This window comes from Haloarcula ordinaria (assembly GCF_029338275.1).
GTDB lineage: Archaea > Halobacteriota > Halobacteria > Halobacteriales > Haloarculaceae > Haloarcula > Haloarcula ordinaria.
In genome coordinates, this window is sequence record NZ_CP119789.1 from 975256 (window position 1) to 990422 (window position 15167).

Genomic DNA, 15167 nt, shown 5'->3' on the forward strand with positions numbered 1-15167 from the left:
AAGAATATCGTGGTGTCACGAGTACGACAGTACATGCTTCACGTGGGCATCAACGGATTCGGCACGATCGGCAAGCGCGTCGCTGACGCGGTGCGTGCCCAACCGGATATGACAGTCGCGGGCGTCGCGAAGCGCTCGCCGAACTTCGAGGCCACCATCGCGACCGACCGGGGCTACAAACTCTATGCTGCCGGTCCCGACGGTCGCGACCCCTTCGAAGCCGCCGGCCTCCCGACCGCCGGGACGGTTCACGACCTCGTCGCCGCCAGTGACGTCGTCGTCGATGCGACCCCGAGCGGCGTCGGCGCCGAGAACGCGGCGCTCTACGCCGAGTACGACACACCGGCTATCTTCCAGGGCGGCGAGGACGCCGACGTCGCCGACGTGAGTTTCAACGCTCGGGCGAACTACGACGCCGCCGTCGGTGCCGACTCCGCCCGCGTCGTCTCCTGTAACACGACCGGTCTCTCGCGCCTGTTCGCCCCCATCGAGGAGGCTTACGGCATCGAGAAAGCCCGCGTGACGCTCGTCCGCCGTGGCGGCGACCCGGGCGACACCAGCCGCGGGCCCATCAACGACACGCTCCCGGACCCCGTCGAGATTCCCTCCCACCACGGCCCGGACGTCCAGACGGTCTTCCCCGACCTCGACATCGACACGATGGGGATGAAGGTGCCCACGACGCAGATGCACACCCACTCGGTCAACGTCACACTCGAGTCCGAACCGACAGCCGAGGCCGTCAAGGACCTCCTCGCTCGCGAGTCCCGGCTCTTCCTCATCCCCGAGTCCCTCGGTATCGACGGCACGGGGAAGATCAAGGAGTACACGCGCGACGCCGGCCGCTCTCGCGGCGACGTCTGGGAGAACTGCATCTGGGCCGAGTCGGTCACCGTCCAGGGCCGTGACCTCTATCTGTTCCAGGCCATCCACCAGGAGTCCGACGTGGTCCCGGAGAACATCGACGCCGTTCGGGCGCTCTCCCGACGGACGGCCAGCGCCGAACAGAGCATGATGCGGACGGACGACGCGCTGGGCATCGGCCGCGGGTTGGTCAAACACGAGGGGATGCCCCAACGGGCCGATAGTCTCGCCGACGACTGAGCCCACGACCTGCCTCACCGGAGCCGCGTCCGATACCGACCCGCGCAGTAGCGTCGACCGCCTTGTTTCTCAGTGCAGTGTCACTCGCGAGCGACGGCCATACCCCGTCACGCTGCTGGCTCACCCCATATCGTGGAACGTCACCGCGCCGCGCTCGGTGTCGAGCGTCGCCACGGAGAAGGGGTCCGGTGCCGGCGGGATGGCGATGCCGCCGGGATTGATTCGCACGGTCCCCTCTTCTTCCTCGGTCCCTGCCTCGTGGGTGTGGCCGTGGACCACGTAGTCGTAGGTGCCACACTCCATCAGCGCGTCGACGATGGCCCCGCTGGTTCCGTGGTAGACAGCTAGCTCGGCTCCGTCGAGGCGCAGTTCGCCCATCTCGCCGAGGTAGGTGCCGAACGACTCGACGGTACTCTCGACGGCCCACTCGCCGTCGTTGTTACCCCGGACCGCGTAGAAGTCCCAGTCACCGTCGAACGGCGTCACCGAGAAGGGCGCGACGAAGTCGCCACAGTGGACGACCGTCTCGCAGTCCTCGCGCTCGAACGTCTCGACGGCCGCCTCGACTTGCTCCAGGTTGTCGTGTGTGTCAGAAACGATGCCGATATCCATGCGTGTGTGTTCCGCTGGCGGCCCCAAGAACGTATGGCTCTGGCGACAGGAGTGCTCGGTTTCGGAGCCCCGGGTCCTGTCGAAGTCTCCACAGGCCCATAGCAAACTCAGTGTGGCAGACAGAGCGTGAATATCGACGGTCGGAACGCAGCGGGTTAATAATCCGATAGCATAAGGATTAATATAATCCGCTTGCAAGACGATTTTGCAATGGCTCGGGATTTGCCAACCACAGAACGGTATGCGAGCGAGTTGGCCGAATCGATCGACAAACAGCGTTACGCCACCTTGGTGCAGTCTGTTGGCGACCAGTTGAACGGCAGAAAGGACCGGTTCGATAAGTCCGATATCATCGAACGGTGCCTCGAAGTGTACAGCGACGGGCGGCTGCAGTGGGTCGACGACGTCAAACGAGATTTCGTCGATACAGTGCTGGGATGGGACATCGAGTTCAAGTACGAACAGAACGTGTTGTTTACTAACGTCCGCCAGAACCCCCGGAACCCGAATCTACGGCTGATTAATAACCTCGGAGAAAAAACCCAGATAGATCCGGAGGAGTTAGCCGACTTCTTCGTCGTCGGACAGCAGGACTCGATGGGTGTCATCTCGAAACGGACGATTCTCGACGACGACAGTCCGTCCGAACTCGACTTCGATGCTGACGCAGTTATCGGTGACTTCTACTTCGACGATATCGAGATCGTCTTTCGGCCCGAAGAAATCGGTGAGATACGGACAGTGGACGTAGACTACAAGCGACGGAAGATGGAGATGCAGATGGACCTCATCGAATCGATCTCTGCCGCTGGAACTGGACGGTAGACGTCCGAAGAACCCTACCAGGGTAGCTGCGTATCCATCTCGCGGCAGTCACTGCGCGATATACACCCTGTATCCAGCACGGTCCCCTGGAACTGGTACCGATGGATGGTTTTGCCGAGACGAGACTCCCCGGTTCGCAGAGTCAGAACGCCCCGCCGTGGACTGACCACTCGGGTGAACTGACCGGGGTGGTCGGTTGTGCGAGTAGGGCAGCGTAGTTGACCGTGGCGTTCTGGTTGTCATGGTCATTGTTCCACGACGCTCCTGCCTTACGCCGTCCCGCACGCCTTTTATCCGGGTACCGCCAACCCCTGTGCATGCCCCAGGGTATTCTCGATACCATCGGCCTGCTGACGGTGCTGGTCTTCGCCATCCCCGTCGCGCTGTTCGGGGCCGAACACCTCGTCCGCGGCGAGATTCTCGCGGGACTCGTCTTCGTCGGTATCGCCGGGCTGATGGTCGCTATCGAGCAGTACCTGACGACGCCGACGGACGTCCCCGGGATGGTCGCCGAGAAGACCGTCGGGGCCGTCGTGAAGACCGACGACGGGGACGAGGAGGACTAGGTCTCGTCGCGCCAGCGGTCCGGGTCGTCGGCCGCGAGGTACTCACGCAGGAGCGACGGGAACGCCCGCCCTTTCAGATATCGCAGGCCGAAGTCCTCGGCCCAATTGATGATGCCCTTGTCCTCCGTGACGACGCCGGCGTCGAGCTCGCGGGCCAGTATCAGCAGGTCGAAGTCCTCCCGTGAGTCCAGCACGCCCTGCCGGAGGGTGTCGCGGTACTCGTCGCGTAGCTCCGAGATGACCGCATCGACCTGCGTCATGTGGTCGTGGTCCTCGACCGTCTCGGCTCTCGACTCCTCGGCCTTTCGGACGGCCTTCTCCGAGACGCGAAGACCGCGATTGACACGGTCGGACATCTCGTCGATGAACTTGTAGACGAGTTCGGCGGGAATCATCACCTCGTAGTGCGCGGGCGACTTCGTGATGACCCACGTGTCGAGTTTCGTCAGCACCTCGTCGCTGACCGCCCGGTCGTCCAGCATCGTCGTCAGCTCGTCCTTGATAGAGGGCGGCATGTAACAGGAGATGTTGTGGATCTGCTTCGCCGAGGCGATGAGCTCGAGCAGGTCGAGACAGGCCGTCTCGAGGTCGCCGTCCGGGCCGCGTATCTCCGTCGTGAGAAACAGCGACGTATCGAGCACGAAGCGTTGTTTGAGCGGGCGCTCGGCCATACCGGCCCTTTCGGCCTCCGAGGAGATAGAACCATGGGCGAAGAGTAGTTGTCTCGACAACACTTTACTCGCGTGCGAACCTACCGCCCACATGGACGACGACTGGGCGACCGTGTTGGAACTGGCGGACGTCGACCCCGAGGACCTGCTCGAACACTTCGACCGGGCGTGGTTCCGGGGTCGGGAGTACCGGCACCTCACGGACGCCCGCCACGGCGTCGAGCTGGGCACCGCACTCGTGGGTGACGCCGTCGTCCGCGGGTTCCCGTCGATTCCTCGCGCCCTCGTCCTCGAGACGGCCGTCCCGGCGCAGTTCGACGGGCCGGTCATCGTCGAGGAGAAACTCAACGGCTACAACGTCCGTGTCGCGCGAATCGACGGTGACTTACTCGCGTTCACTCGTCGGGGCTACATCTGCCCGTACACGACGGCCGCGCTGGAAGACCGGTTCGAGCCGACCGCGTTCTTCGACGACCACCCCGACTGGATGCTCTGTGGCGAGCTCGTCGGCCCCGACAACCCCTACACGACCCACGACTACGCGGAGGTCGAGTCTGCGGCGTTCTACGTGTTCGGCGTCCGGGACCGGGCGACCGGCGACCCGCTGGTCCCCGAACGCCGCCGGGACGTGTGTACCCAGTACGACCTCGACGCCGTGCCGTACTTCGGGACGTTCGACCCGGAAGCGGCCGCCTCGGCGGTTCACGACGTGCTCGCCGACCTGGACGCTCGCGGCCGTGAAGGCGTCGTCCTCAAGTCGGCCGACGGTCGTCGGGCGCTGAAGTACACCACGAGCACTATCCACCGCACCGACCTCGCACACGCCTTCTCGCTCCCCTTCGACTACGGTCGTGACTTCCTGTTCACCCGCGTCGTCCGCGAGGCGTTCCAGGCCGTCGAGCGCGACGAGGACCCGTCGACTGTCCGGGACCGCGGCCGCGACCTGGGCGAGGCGATTCTCGCGCCGGCCGTCGAGACCATCCGGGCCGTCGCCGCCGACGAGCTCGTCGGCGAGGCACACACCGTCCGGGGCGACCCGGCCGTTCTCGACGCGCTGCTCTCGTACTTCCGGGACCAGGGCCTCCAGGTGGTCGTCGACCGTGACGAACGGACCGACGGCGAGCGGGTCGTCGAGTTCACCAAGGTGGCACGGGCGACACAGGACAAGACAGCGTACTACCTGGAGGGCGGGACAGTCGACGAGTAGCCGGCCTCAGTCGGCGGCGACGGCCTCGCCGGCCTCGTCGAGCAGGTCTTCGATGTCGCGGTCGGTCAGATGGTTCTCGAGCAGGACGCCGATCGGGAGCGTGGGCGCGCCGTCGACGAGGTTCTCCATCAGGACCAGCCGTTCACGCGCCCGCGACATCCCGACGTAGAACACCCGGCGCTCGTTGTCCGTCAGGACCGGGACTGGGCTGGTGTGTTTCGTGAACTCGTCGACCCCGGGCACCTCGATGCCCTGCTGGTCGACCGTCGCGGCCATCTGTTCGACGACTTTCTCGGTGAGGTCCGTCCCCACGAACACGTGGTCGGCCTCCCGCCCCTTCGCGGAGTGAATCGTCCCGAGCCGGACGCGGTCGGGGTCCAGACCCCGATAGTCGCCCTTGAAGTAGGCGTCGACGGAGCGCTCCTGGAAGTTGGTCACCTTCCGGAGCATGTCCGAGGCCGAGGCCGGATCGGGGACGAACGGGACGTGCTCGCGCACCAGGTCGGGCGATATCGCTATCTCGGCGATGTCCGCGTCCTCGCCGTGGTCGTCTGCGACCTCCTCCAGCGCGTCGAAGAAGTCGTCGCGCTCACCGGTCCCGAACGCGGAGTCGGCGAGCATGTCGGCCAGGCGACGGCCCTGCAGGACCGTCAGCTGCTCGTCGTTCTCCATCGCCTCGACTGCGCGGACGTACTGGGTCAGCCGGTCGGTCCACATCCGCTGGTCGGTCAGACAGGAGAAGGGGATCCCGTTGCCGATGAACTCGTCCATGAACTGGAACATCTGGTAGCGCGCCCGGAACAGCACCATCACCGTCTCGTCGGATTGCTCGACGGTCTTGGTGACGTTCCGCGAGAGGTCGAACATCGAGGGGTTCTGGACCGCCTCGACGCGGCCGCCCTCCTTGCGCGGGTTGAGGTCTTTCTCCTGGCGCTTCTCGATGTGGCGCACCTCGCGGTTGACCACGTTGAGGATGCGCGAGGGGAGCCGGTAGGAGTTGGGCAGAATCTCGTCCTGCGTGACCTCCTCTTCTAAGAGCAGGTCGGGGTCGGCGCCCTGCCAGGCGTAGACGACCTGGTCGTCGTCGCCGGCGATGAGCACCCGCTTCATGTGGGGTTTCCACTCCTCGTAGACGTCGTACTGCAGGGTCGTGATGTCCTGGAACTCGTCGATGATGAGGTAGTCGACGTTCGGGAGCAGGGAGCGCTGGGCGACCCGTTCGAGCATGTCGGCGAAGCCGGTCAGGCCGTTGTCGCCCTTGTGGGTCCGCCAGGCACGGATGGCGTTCGGGACGTCCACCCGGTCGTCGTCGGTCGGCCACGTCGGGGTGTACTTGTTACCCGTCTGTGCCCGGTCGTCGATTTCGGGGGGGAGCCGGACCTCCTCCTCGTCCCACTTGAACGGGACGTCGTACCAGTCGGCGACGTCCCGGCGGGTCCGCTGGAGCCACTGGCTCGTCGCGATGATCTTGTTACCCAGCGTCGTCGAGCGTGCCGACCGGCGTCGCGAGCCCTCGTACTCGTCTTCGAACTCGAGGCCGTAGTTCTCGCAGAACTCCTCCTTGTCCTTCTCGCCGACGACGTCGCCCCGTGAGAGGTTGAGCAGTTCGTAGGCCTTCGCGTGCATCGTCGAGACGTTGCCACGGAGCGCCCGGGGCGAGAGGTCCAGTCGTTCGGCCAGTCGTTCGCGGATCTCGGCCGCCGCGGCACGCGTGTAGGAGACCACGAGGACGTCCCGGAACTCGACGTCGTCGTCTTCGAGTATCTCTTCGACGCGGTCCAGGAGCGCTGTCGTCTTCCCACTGCCGGGCCCACCGAACAGGCGGACGACCTCGGTGGTCGAATCGGTCATTGGGCCTAGACTAAGGCCCCGCAACTATAAACGACGTGCTTTGGAAAACGAGTGTGTCACCCTCACGTGGCCCGGTCTACGGATGTCGCGGTGAGCGCGCGTCTCTGACCTCCGAGCCGTCTCGAATCTTGTCTTCGCAGGCCGGGCAGATTCTGGGGTCGCTGACCTCCGGTGGGGTGAAGACGCGCACGTAGTCCTTCGTCACGAATCCACCGCAGTTCTGGCATTCGGGCATGGATACTTCTCACATTGTTACCAAGTCACATATACTTATCGTTGAAACTGAACGTCAGGTTATTTGACTATCTGTACAGCGAGACGTACAGCATCGCGAACCCGATGATGAACGGGATGGTCTCGGACATCTGGAAGAAGACGTTCACCAGCGGGTCGACGTTTCCGGCCCCCAGCTGCGTGATGACGCTGCCGACGGCGACACCCATGCTGATGAACGCGAAGCCGAGGAATGCGTACTGTAGGCGTTCAGAGGGGCGCTTGCGGTAGGCCTGGAAACTGATGAGTGTGATACCGAGCGTCAGACCGAACACGGCCATCCGCATCAGGACGAGGAGGCCTCTGGCGAGAACGACGCCTTCGACCACGGCGTCACCACCCCCTCCCCGGCTGTGCCCGGTTCATTCCGGATTCAGCTCGTCCCAGAGCTGACTGAACCGGTCCGGGAGGTTCTCCTCGCGGTAGATGCGGACCTTGTACTCTTCGTCTTCCAGCGAGATGACCGTCGAATCGAAGTTCGACTCGTAGACCTTGTAGTGGTTGCCGTCGTCGGCCACCAGCGTCTGGTCGGTGACCAGGTCGTACTCGTCTAACAGCTCGATGCGACGGTACACCGTCGGGAGCGACAGGTCGCACTCGTCGGCGAGCTCCTTCGCTGACCGGGGCTCTCGGCTGATAGCGGCCAGGACACGACGGGCGTGGGAATCGCCGATCGTGTCCAGGATCTCCTCGATGCTCTTGTCCTCGGACACTGGTTCAGACTACTCCTCGTCTCACATAAGCGTTCGTGAGAGCGCGTCGACAGTACGGCCGGATGCCCCGGCGCGTCGCGGCGCTTCGGCCGACGACTCACAGCCGACGAACGAGCGGGATGTGTCTTCACGCTCAGAAAACGCTCACGTGGCTATATGCCGGCGGCCACCATCGGGACGCTTGCAGTTGCTGGTCAGGTGTGAGGCCGTCGCCGTCGGTCGATATCCCCGCGACGTCGGCCTCGTGACCCAGCGCCTGACCTGGCTTCGCCGGCCGACGACTGACCCCCGTCGGCCGGCGACGCTGCGTTCTTTCGATGTATCGTCACGCCGACCGAGAGACAGGGCTGTTCAGGTCGCGTCGTCGACGGAGAAGGCCGCTACCGCGGCGGCGTCAGTTTACCGGTGTCCAGCCACACACCGAGCACTCGCTCGCGGCCGACCCGTGCAGGCCGCCACAGTCCGGACACTGTTTCTTGTTATAGTTGTCTTCCCAACCTGTTTCCTCAACGTCGTGTCCGCGCTGGGTGAGAAACTCGTCGAACATGTCGTCGGGACTCGGTGCGCTCGCCATACATGGTATGCTATACCACGACAGTATTTCAAGCTACTGGTACTGTCTCTCATTGCCACGGTACGCTGTAGCACTGTTCGGGAACTGACCCGAACTCGAGGTCAGGGGACCTGGATGAAGTAGTTCGCCGAGTACTCGTTGTAGTCGATGGTTAGCCCGAACAGGTCCTTGTTCCCCGCGTCGGTGAACGTGAATGTAATCGTCTCCGTGCTGCCTGCAGGAACCACGATCTCCTGGTCGATGTCGTCGTAGTCGCCGAACAGCTGGATGGTGTCTCTTGCGTCGCCGTTCACCGTTGCCGACTGCGCGATGTCGCCGCTGTTCGCCATGAAAAACAGGAGGCGCATCCGGTCTATCTCCCGGTCTGTAGCTCCCGTGTTGCGGAAGGTCACCGCCACCGAGTTCTGCTGGCCCTTGACCAGCTCGACGCTCTCCAGTTCGACGTTGTTGGCGCCCGCCGGGTTGATCTGGGAGACGGAGCCGCCCCCGGTCCCGTCGCCGCCCGTGGCACTCTCGACGGGGATGTCGAACGAGGTCCGCTCCCTGGCGTCGACCGTGCTATCGCCGTCGAAGTCCTGCTCGGCCGTGACGCTCCCGGTCCCGACGAAGCTGCTGTCGGGCCGGTAGAGGACAGACACGGTCCCACTCTCGTTGCTCGGTTTCGTGACCGACTCTGCCCAGGTCCCGTCGGTCCCTTGCACCTGGCCGTCCGTCGCCGTGAACGTCACGTCGCCCGCCGCGGGGTTGTTGTACCGGTCGTTGACCTGGACGCGCACCCGCTTCGTCTCGCCGGTTCGGATGCTCTCGGTCGTCTCTTCGCCCGCCCTCGTCAGGTAGTACGGGCCCAGAACGCTCTCGTCGACGTCGCTGCCGACGCCCACGCGGGCCATCCGGAGCGTGTAGCTGCCCGGTTCGAGCGTCACCGTCAACGTGTTGTACGGGTCGCCGCTGGTGACTGCGATGTCAGAGATCCGGCCGCCGTTGGCGACCATCTCGCCCTCGAGTAGCGACGCCCACTGTTCCTCGCCGAGCGTCGTCGGGAGCGTGAGCGTGATGCCGTCGGCGTCCGCGTTCGTGATGGTCGTGGTCCGGGCCGGGGCCGACAGCGGGACGGCGTCGACCGCGACGTCGCCCGTGCTCGCGGTCGACAGCTGCCCGTCGACCAGCAGTAGCAGCACCTGGTCGCCCTCGATGAAGCTGCCCGTGTCGGCCGGCAGTGCCGTCCCGCTCTCGAAGGTCTTCACGAGCGTGGTGTGTTCGTACACCATCGACGGAGCGTTCGCGTACTCGTTGTAGCTCGGCCGGTAGCGGACGGCCGTCGTCTCGAACGTCCGGTCACTCCCGTCCCAGTACGACGACGCGGACGCCGCTTGCGCGTTCGAGACCGTGACCGTTCCCGGCCCCAGCGTCTCGATGGTCCCCGATCCCACCCCGGGGTTCAGGAGGAAGAACCGCGAGGGGTAGCGCGCCGCCAGCTCGACCTGCGTCGACGTCGGGACGTTCTCGGTCCCCGACTGGAGGATGGCCCGGTCGAAGTCGAGCATGTCCTGCTGGACGCGCTGGTTGTGCTCGAACTCCACCTGCTGGTTCTGGGCCGGCACGGCGTTGACCTGTATCAGCACGAGCAGCGACATGACCAGGCCGAACATCAGAATCGCGCCGATGACCTCCGCTGCCCCACGGCTGTCGGCACCGAACCGCCGGGTAACCCGGTCGGCGAGACGGGACACCGGGTTCGAACCCGGGAGCGAACTTCGGTCGTCGTGTGGTGAGTCTGGTTGCATGGTCGGTCAGATGAACAGGAAGGCCGCAGTCGAGAGCAGGACGAGTCCGATACTGTACTTCAGGCCGCTGAGCGCCTTGTTGTCGACGAGCTTCCCGGCGAGCAGGCCCGAGCCAAAGCCCTGGATAATCGCCGAGTGGAAGAACAGCGTCTCGTAGGCCGCCACCGGAAGGTTCGAGATGCTCACGGGGGACTCGACGTCGGTGCCAGTCGGTTCGGTCGACACCGCCGAGATGGGTTCGAGGTACGCCGTGGTCAACAGCGCCACCACGAGCAGGTAGACGAGGAACCCGATGACGACGACGGCGACGTACGAACTGAGTTCGCGACGCCGCTGTTGCTCGATCTTGAAGCGGTTCCGCGTGTCGTCGGCGGCGATACTGAGGACGCGCGCGAGGTCGCTCGACGAGCGCATCCCCTCCGCGATGAGTTTGATGGCCCGCGAGAGCTGGGGCACGCGCAGGCGGTCGGCGAACGCCCGGAGCGCCCGCGACGTGTCGTGGTTCCACTCGATGTCGTTGCGGACCTTCTGGAGCTCCGTCTCGATGGGGCCGCTCGACCACTTGGCGACGAGCCCGAGTGCCTCAGTCGTCGGCACCCCCATCTTGTTCGCGCTCGACAGCGCGTTCATCGTGTCGGGGAACTGGCTCGAGATGCGCTTCTCGCGGCGGAACTTGCGCTCGGCGAACAGCGTGAGCGGGACCATCGTGACGAGGAGTGGCGCGACGACGAGAACCACCGTCGCGAAGCGGGGGGCGTCAAGGAAGCCCTGCCAGCTCAGCTCGGCCGTCCCGGTGGTGACGACGCCGCCGACCCAGAGCGCCGCCAGCGGCCCCGTTATCAGGAGCGTGTACAGGGGCGCTCGCTCGAAGACGGCGAACGGCGTCTCGAGCGATTCGCGGAGATACCGGCGCCGGCGCTGTCGGAGGTAGGCCGTCTGCTGGGTCGCCTCCCACTCGTCCTCCGACAGCGTCTTCTCCTCGCCGAAGACGCCATCGACGGCCGCACGCAGTGACTCAGTGGCGCTCAGCAACACGTCGCGACCGACGAGCACCGACAGGCGGCCGATGCTCTCGCTCGTGACGTGGTGTTCCTCGTCGAGTCTGACCTCGGCCTGCGTGAACGGCGAGGACAGCGTGTCGAGCAACACGAGGAACAGCCCCATCGCCAGCGGCATCACCGCGTACACGAGGAGCGTGATCTGGCCCACCGTCTGGGCCCCGAGCAGGCTCATGACGATGAGGATGACGATGAGGAAGAGCGGGGCCGCGACGAACAGCACCACGAATATCTCGCTCAGCAGCGACAGCGTCTCCAGGAACCCGGTCTGTTCGTCGCGCGCGTCCTCGAGGTAGGTGTCGGTCTGGTTCTCGAGGAACACCGTCACGTCACCGCCGGAGTCGAGGACGCTCAGCAGGTCGTCGAAGAACTGCTCGAAGTTGTCGCTCGGCGTGAGGTTCCGGGCGTTCTGCAGCCCGGAGTAGAGGTCGTTGCCGAACAGCTCGACGTCGCGGACGACCGTCTGGAACTCGTTTGCGACCTCGCCGTAGGTGTCCTGTGCGGAGCCGAGGACGCGGATGATCTCGAGCAGGTCCATCCCGCCGTACGACAGCGCGTACATGAACGTGATCGCGTGCGGGAGGGTGACGTTGATGTTCCGGCGCCGCGTCCCGACGACCGACCTCGGGTAGTAGTACCGGCCGAACCATACGCCAGCCGCCAGGGCGACCGCCGTGCCGATGGCCAATGCCATCCCGCTGAACAGCGCCCGGTTCTCGCCGAGGTACACCGTGAGGTCGCCCCGATACGCGAGCGGGTTCGACAGCGACGCGATGACGCCCTGTTCGAGGAGAGCGTAGGTCAGCCCCACGCCAGCGAGCACGCCGATGACGGCCGCGAGAATCGCGTATATCGCGGTCCGTTCGAGGTACGCGTCGTAGTTCTGGCCGAACCGTGCCTGGTTCAGCCAGCGCTGGAGGTCCGTGTGTTTCTCCGGGCGTAGCCGGTAGTAGCTCCGGACGTACCCGTACTGCTCGCGGAACTCGTCGCTGTCTTCGGGCCGAATCGGGTCCGGGTCCTGGTGGTGGCTGATGCTGGGTTCGGGCGCGCCGCTGTCCCGGTTCGACCGCCTGTATTCGTCGCCCCCCATCTCAGTCCTCCTCGATGAGCGTCCGCAGGTCGACGCCCTGGGACTTCAGGTCCTCGACGTCCGGCCCGTAGTCCCGGAGGTACGACGCCGTGATGCGTCCCGCCGCCAAGTCGTCCATCGTCCGATCGCGGTCCTTATCGAACAGCTGAATCGCCGCCGTCACCTCGACGTAGCCGTTGATGCCCTCGTCGGCGAGATACTGCAGGAGCTGCGCCCGGTCGTCGAGTTGCGCCTGGAGCTCGTCCTCGTCCCAGCCACGCTCCGCGGCGATCTCACGCATCAGCTCGGACTTCCCGACCTGCTCGTGGGTGTCCGTGGTCGCGTCCCGCTCGAAGATGCGCTTCGAACGGACCTCGTCCATGTCGTACTCCTGCGGGAGGATTTCGGCGGTCTCCGCGTTCCGGCGGACGCGTTTCTCGCCGATGTAGGTCTGTCGCTGGATGGAGACGATATCCAGGTCCTGGAGCATCTGGACGGGCACGTTGAGCGGCGCGTTCTGCAACCGCGAGATGACCGTATCGACCGAGTCGGCGTGGAACGTCGTGTAGGCCGTGTGGCCGGTCGACATCGCCTGGAAGAAGGTCAGTGCGACCCGCTCTTCGGTTCGAATCTCGCCCACGAGGAGGTACTCCGGGCGCTGGCGGAGCGCGGCGTTCAGCAGGTTGTACATGCTGACCTCGCCCCGTCCCTCCGAGGTCAGCGGCGTCCGGGTGACGCTCTGGATCCAGTTCTCGTGTGGCAGGTCGATCTCCCGGGTGTCCTCGATGGAGACGATCTTGCTGCGCGGCGGGATGAAAAACGAGATGGCGTTCATGCTCGAGGTCTTGCCCGACCCCGTCCCGCCGGCGAAGATGAGCGACTTGTTGTTCTGGATGGCGACCCAGTAGTACGCCATCTGCTCGGCGGAGAACGTGTTCCAGCGGACGAGGTCGACGGGCGTGAACGGGATGTCCGCGAACTTCCGGATGGTGAAGTTCGACCCGCGGGTGCTGATGTCGCCCCCGAGGGTCATCTGGACGCGCGACCCGTTCGGGAGCGAGGCGTCGACCAGCGGGTTCGAGACGGTGAGCTGTTTCCCGGCCCGCTGGGCCGTCCGGAAGATGAAGGTGTCCAGCGACTCGCGGTCGAACGCGATGTTCGTCTTCAGGTCGCGGTACTCGCGGTGGTAGACGAACACGGGGACGTTCGTCCCGTCACAGGAGACGTCCTCGACGGCCGGGTCGCGCATGATGGGGTCGATGGCCCCGTAGTCGATGAAGTCCCGAACCAGGTAGTACAGCAACTTGTACAGCGTCCCGTTCTCGACCGTGGCCGCGTTCTCCAGGATCATCTCCGTCGCCTCGCTGACGAACAGCTCGCGGCGCTCGGTCTCGTCGTCGAACTCCTTGTACATGAGCTGGTTGCGCAGCAGCTCGACGAGGTCCTGTCGGACGTACCGCTCGAAGTTGTTCATCAGCACCTCCTCGACGAGGTATCTGTGTTCCCGGTCGTGTTTGTCGTAGACGACGGCGATGAACGCGTACGGCTTGTTCACCCAGCGGTACTCCACCAGCTCGTAGTGGTCGAGAAACGAGAAGTCGAAGAACCGCGTCGCGATGAACTCGTCCGTCGGCGGCTCGGTGAACAGTTTGTCGGTGGCCGTCGCGAAGTACTCGCTTACGTCCGCGAGGATGTTCGTGACCGTCGGGTCCTCCCACAGCGCCAACTCCGCTTGTTCTTCCTCGAGGTCGACGAGGTCGATGTCGAGCACCTCGGTGAGCGCCCTGTCGTCCTCCGACCGCTCTTCGCGTCGGTCCGAGACGCCGTCCGTCTCGTCAGCCGTGCTCTCGAGCAGCCTCGCTGCCCGTTTCGAATCCCCTGTCACTCCCGTGTTCGTATCATCCATTTGTGTCTCCTGCAGTTCCCGGTAGGCCGCTGATACCGTGCTGCGGTTCTCCGGAATCCGGTCGTCTCGACGGGGAAGAAGCGCCGTTACGCTATCGGTCAAGACCACGTCGGCGTTGGCGACGCGGTCCCCCACTTCTGATGCCCGCCCCTGGTAGTCGCAAACTGCAGCACCCACAGATGGTATCGATTGTTACCAGTTTACAGCTAGTTACACTGTATTTAATATAGGAACGTTACCAACCTATATAAATAAATCTGTAATTTATATACCATCTACTAATAATACAAGAACGTTCATTCGCCACGTTTTGTCGGCGTTCGTTCCCTGTGAACAGATATCCCGCCGCGCCCTCGCGTCTGGTGTACCCGGGCGGGCCTGTCAGTGGGCGTCGTCGATGAGTCGACCGTGGACGTCGATCTCACCGTCCCGAATCCGGGTGCTGCTGATTCGCCTGCCGTCCTCGGCGGTGACGAACGGCGGCGTGTGGACCTCCAGCGGTCGGAGGCCGTTCTCGCGACGACGCTCGTTGAGCTGGTAAGCGCGGTGCTGGGCTTTCGCCTCGGGCGAGACGACCAGCGCGTCCACGTCGTCCCGTGTCGCGGCGGGGCCCAGTGTGTCCTCGAGCCGGTGGACCTCGTAGGACGCCGTGTACGCCCCTGCGAGTCGGGCGAGCTCGTCGTCGAGCGCGTCCCGCCGGTCCGCGTACGGCCCCAGCATCTCTACGTGTTCGGGGTCACTTCGTGTCTCTGCAGCCAGTTCGGTGCTCGTGAGCGCGACGACGACGTGGCCGTCCCCCGGCCCGTCGTGACTCGCCGTCTGGAACGCTTTGTGCAACAGGGCACGGTGCCCGTTGTGGATGGGTGTGAACGTACCGCCGAGAATCGCCGTTCGGTCGGGGTCAGCCATACCCGACGTTGCCGCGGGAGTGCCGTATATCCCGGGCCCGGTGAC

15 protein-coding genes are annotated in these 15167 nt (G+C 64.7%); 4 read left to right on the plus strand and 11 right to left on the minus strand.

All coding sequences use genetic code 11. The features are described 5' to 3' along the window. Positions 1–33: 33 nt before the first annotated feature. A complete protein-coding gene (locus P1L41_RS05185) occupies positions 34–1104 on the plus strand; it encodes a type II glyceraldehyde-3-phosphate dehydrogenase (RefSeq protein WP_276297804.1) in 1071 nt (356 codons plus the stop codon). A gap of 120 nt (positions 1105–1224) precedes the next feature. On the opposite strand, the gene P1L41_RS05190 is transcribed toward P1L41_RS05185, so the two are convergent. Then, positions 1225–1716: a metallophosphoesterase gene (locus P1L41_RS05190; protein WP_276297805.1), complete on the minus strand. Its 492-nt coding sequence runs from the start codon at positions 1714–1716 to the stop codon at positions 1225–1227. 291 nt (positions 1717–2007) lie between these two features. On the opposite strand from P1L41_RS05190, the gene P1L41_RS05195 reads away from it, so the two are divergent. Together P1L41_RS05195 and P1L41_RS05200 are read left to right on the plus strand one after the other, a co-directional pair. Beyond that, positions 2008–2541: a hypothetical protein gene (locus P1L41_RS05195; protein ID WP_276297806.1), complete on the plus strand. Its 534-nt coding sequence runs from the start codon at positions 2008–2010 to the stop codon at positions 2539–2541. 317 nt (positions 2542–2858) lie between these two features. Next, entirely contained in the window at positions 2859–3107 is a 249-nt protein-coding gene (locus tag P1L41_RS05200; protein WP_276297807.1) for a DUF7533 family protein, read from the plus strand. Here P1L41_RS05200 and P1L41_RS05205 read toward each other — a convergent pair. Next, complete coding sequence (locus P1L41_RS05205; RefSeq protein WP_276297808.1) at positions 3104–3778, minus strand: RNA ligase partner protein; 675 nt, start codon at positions 3776–3778, stop codon at positions 3104–3106. The two genes, P1L41_RS05200 and P1L41_RS05205, sit on opposite strands and share 4 nt — an antisense overlap. Before the next feature lie 91 nt (positions 3779–3869). Here P1L41_RS05205 and P1L41_RS05210 point away from each other — a divergent pair, with 91 nt between their 5' ends. Continuing rightward, positions 3870–4985 (plus strand): RNA ligase, encoded by a 1116-nt coding sequence (locus P1L41_RS05210; RefSeq protein ID WP_276297809.1) that lies wholly within the window; start codon positions 3870–3872, stop codon positions 4983–4985. 6 nt (positions 4986–4991) lie between these two features. On the opposite strand, the gene P1L41_RS05215 is transcribed toward P1L41_RS05210, so the two are convergent. From P1L41_RS05215 to P1L41_RS05255, 9 genes are all read right to left on the minus strand, one after another. Continuing rightward, a complete protein-coding gene (locus P1L41_RS05215; protein ID WP_276297810.1) occupies positions 4992–6836 on the minus strand; it encodes a UvrD-helicase domain-containing protein in 1845 nt (614 codons plus the stop codon). Positions 6837–6912: 76 nt separating this feature from the next. Then, positions 6913–7071 carry a DUF7563 family protein gene (locus tag P1L41_RS05220; protein WP_276297811.1) on the minus strand — a complete coding sequence of 53 codons (159 nt, stop codon included), beginning with the start codon at positions 7069–7071 and terminating at the stop codon, positions 6913–6915. Between the two features lie 67 nt (positions 7072–7138). Next, positions 7139–7396 carry a DUF7521 family protein gene (locus P1L41_RS05225; protein WP_379789143.1) on the minus strand — a complete coding sequence of 86 codons (258 nt, stop codon included), beginning with the start codon at positions 7394–7396 and terminating at the stop codon, positions 7139–7141. 75 nt (positions 7397–7471) lie between these two features. After that, positions 7472–7822, minus strand: coding sequence for an ArsR/SmtB family transcription factor (locus tag P1L41_RS05230; RefSeq protein WP_276297813.1), 351 nt, complete (start codon positions 7820–7822; stop codon positions 7472–7474). A gap of 394 nt (positions 7823–8216) precedes the next feature. Beyond that, on the minus strand, positions 8217–8396 hold the full coding sequence (locus P1L41_RS05235) for an HVO_0416 family zinc finger protein (RefSeq protein WP_276297814.1): 180 nt from the start codon (positions 8394–8396) through the stop codon (positions 8217–8219). Positions 8397–8497: 101 nt separating this feature from the next. Beyond that, positions 8498–10180 carry a hypothetical protein gene (locus P1L41_RS05240; protein WP_276297815.1) on the minus strand — a complete coding sequence of 561 codons (1683 nt, stop codon included), beginning with the start codon at positions 10178–10180 and terminating at the stop codon, positions 8498–8500. Positions 10181–10186: 6 nt separating this feature from the next. Further along, positions 10187–12328 carry a type II secretion system F family protein gene (locus P1L41_RS05245; protein ID WP_276297816.1) on the minus strand — a complete coding sequence of 714 codons (2142 nt, stop codon included), beginning with the start codon at positions 12326–12328 and terminating at the stop codon, positions 10187–10189. 1 nt (position 12329) lies between these two features. After that, a complete protein-coding gene (locus tag P1L41_RS05250; protein ID WP_276297817.1) occupies positions 12330–14213 on the minus strand; it encodes a type II/IV secretion system ATPase subunit in 1884 nt (627 codons plus the stop codon). A 381-nt stretch (positions 14214–14594) separates the two neighbouring features. Beyond that, complete coding sequence (locus tag P1L41_RS05255) at positions 14595–15122, minus strand: phosphopantetheine adenylyltransferase (protein WP_276297818.1); 528 nt, start codon at positions 15120–15122, stop codon at positions 14595–14597. Positions 15123–15167: the final 45 nt, after the last annotated feature.

What these genes read in the sequence shown, in the direction of transcription:
- P1L41_RS05185 (WP_276297804.1), top strand. Translation starts at nt 34, where the DNA reads ATGCTTCACGTGGGCATCAACGGATTCGGCACGATCGGCAAGCGCGTC.
- P1L41_RS05190 (WP_276297805.1), bottom strand. Translation starts at nt 1,716, where the DNA reads ATGGATATCGGCATCGTTTCTGACACACACGACAACCTGGAGCAAGTC.
- P1L41_RS05200 (WP_276297807.1), top strand. Translation starts at nt 2,859, where the DNA reads ATGCCCCAGGGTATTCTCGATACCATCGGCCTGCTGACGGTGCTGGTC.
- P1L41_RS05205 (WP_276297808.1), bottom strand. Translation starts at nt 3,778, where the DNA reads ATGGCCGAGCGCCCGCTCAAACAACGCTTCGTGCTCGATACGTCGCTG.
- P1L41_RS05210 (WP_276297809.1), top strand. Translation starts at nt 3,870, where the DNA reads ATGGACGACGACTGGGCGACCGTGTTGGAACTGGCGGACGTCGACCCC.
- P1L41_RS05215 (WP_276297810.1), bottom strand. Translation starts at nt 6,836, where the DNA reads ATGACCGATTCGACCACCGAGGTCGTCCGCCTGTTCGGTGGGCCCGGC.
- P1L41_RS05220 (WP_276297811.1), bottom strand. Translation starts at nt 7,071, where the DNA reads ATGCCCGAATGCCAGAACTGCGGTGGATTCGTGACGAAGGACTACGTG.
- P1L41_RS05225 (WP_379789143.1), bottom strand. Translation starts at nt 7,396, where the DNA reads ATGCGGATGGCCGTGTTCGGTCTGACGCTCGGTATCACACTCATCAGT.
- P1L41_RS05235 (WP_276297814.1), bottom strand. Translation starts at nt 8,396, where the DNA reads ATGGCGAGCGCACCGAGTCCCGACGACATGTTCGACGAGTTTCTCACC.
- P1L41_RS05240 (WP_276297815.1), bottom strand. Translation starts at nt 10,180, where the DNA reads ATGCAACCAGACTCACCACACGACGACCGAAGTTCGCTCCCGGGTTCG.
- P1L41_RS05245 (WP_276297816.1), bottom strand. Translation starts at nt 12,328, where the DNA reads ATGGGGGGCGACGAATACAGGCGGTCGAACCGGGACAGCGGCGCGCCC.
- P1L41_RS05250 (WP_276297817.1), bottom strand. Translation starts at nt 14,213, where the DNA reads ATGGATGATACGAACACGGGAGTGACAGGGGATTCGAAACGGGCAGCG.
- P1L41_RS05255 (WP_276297818.1), bottom strand. Translation starts at nt 15,122, where the DNA reads ATGGCTGACCCCGACCGAACGGCGATTCTCGGCGGTACGTTCACACCC.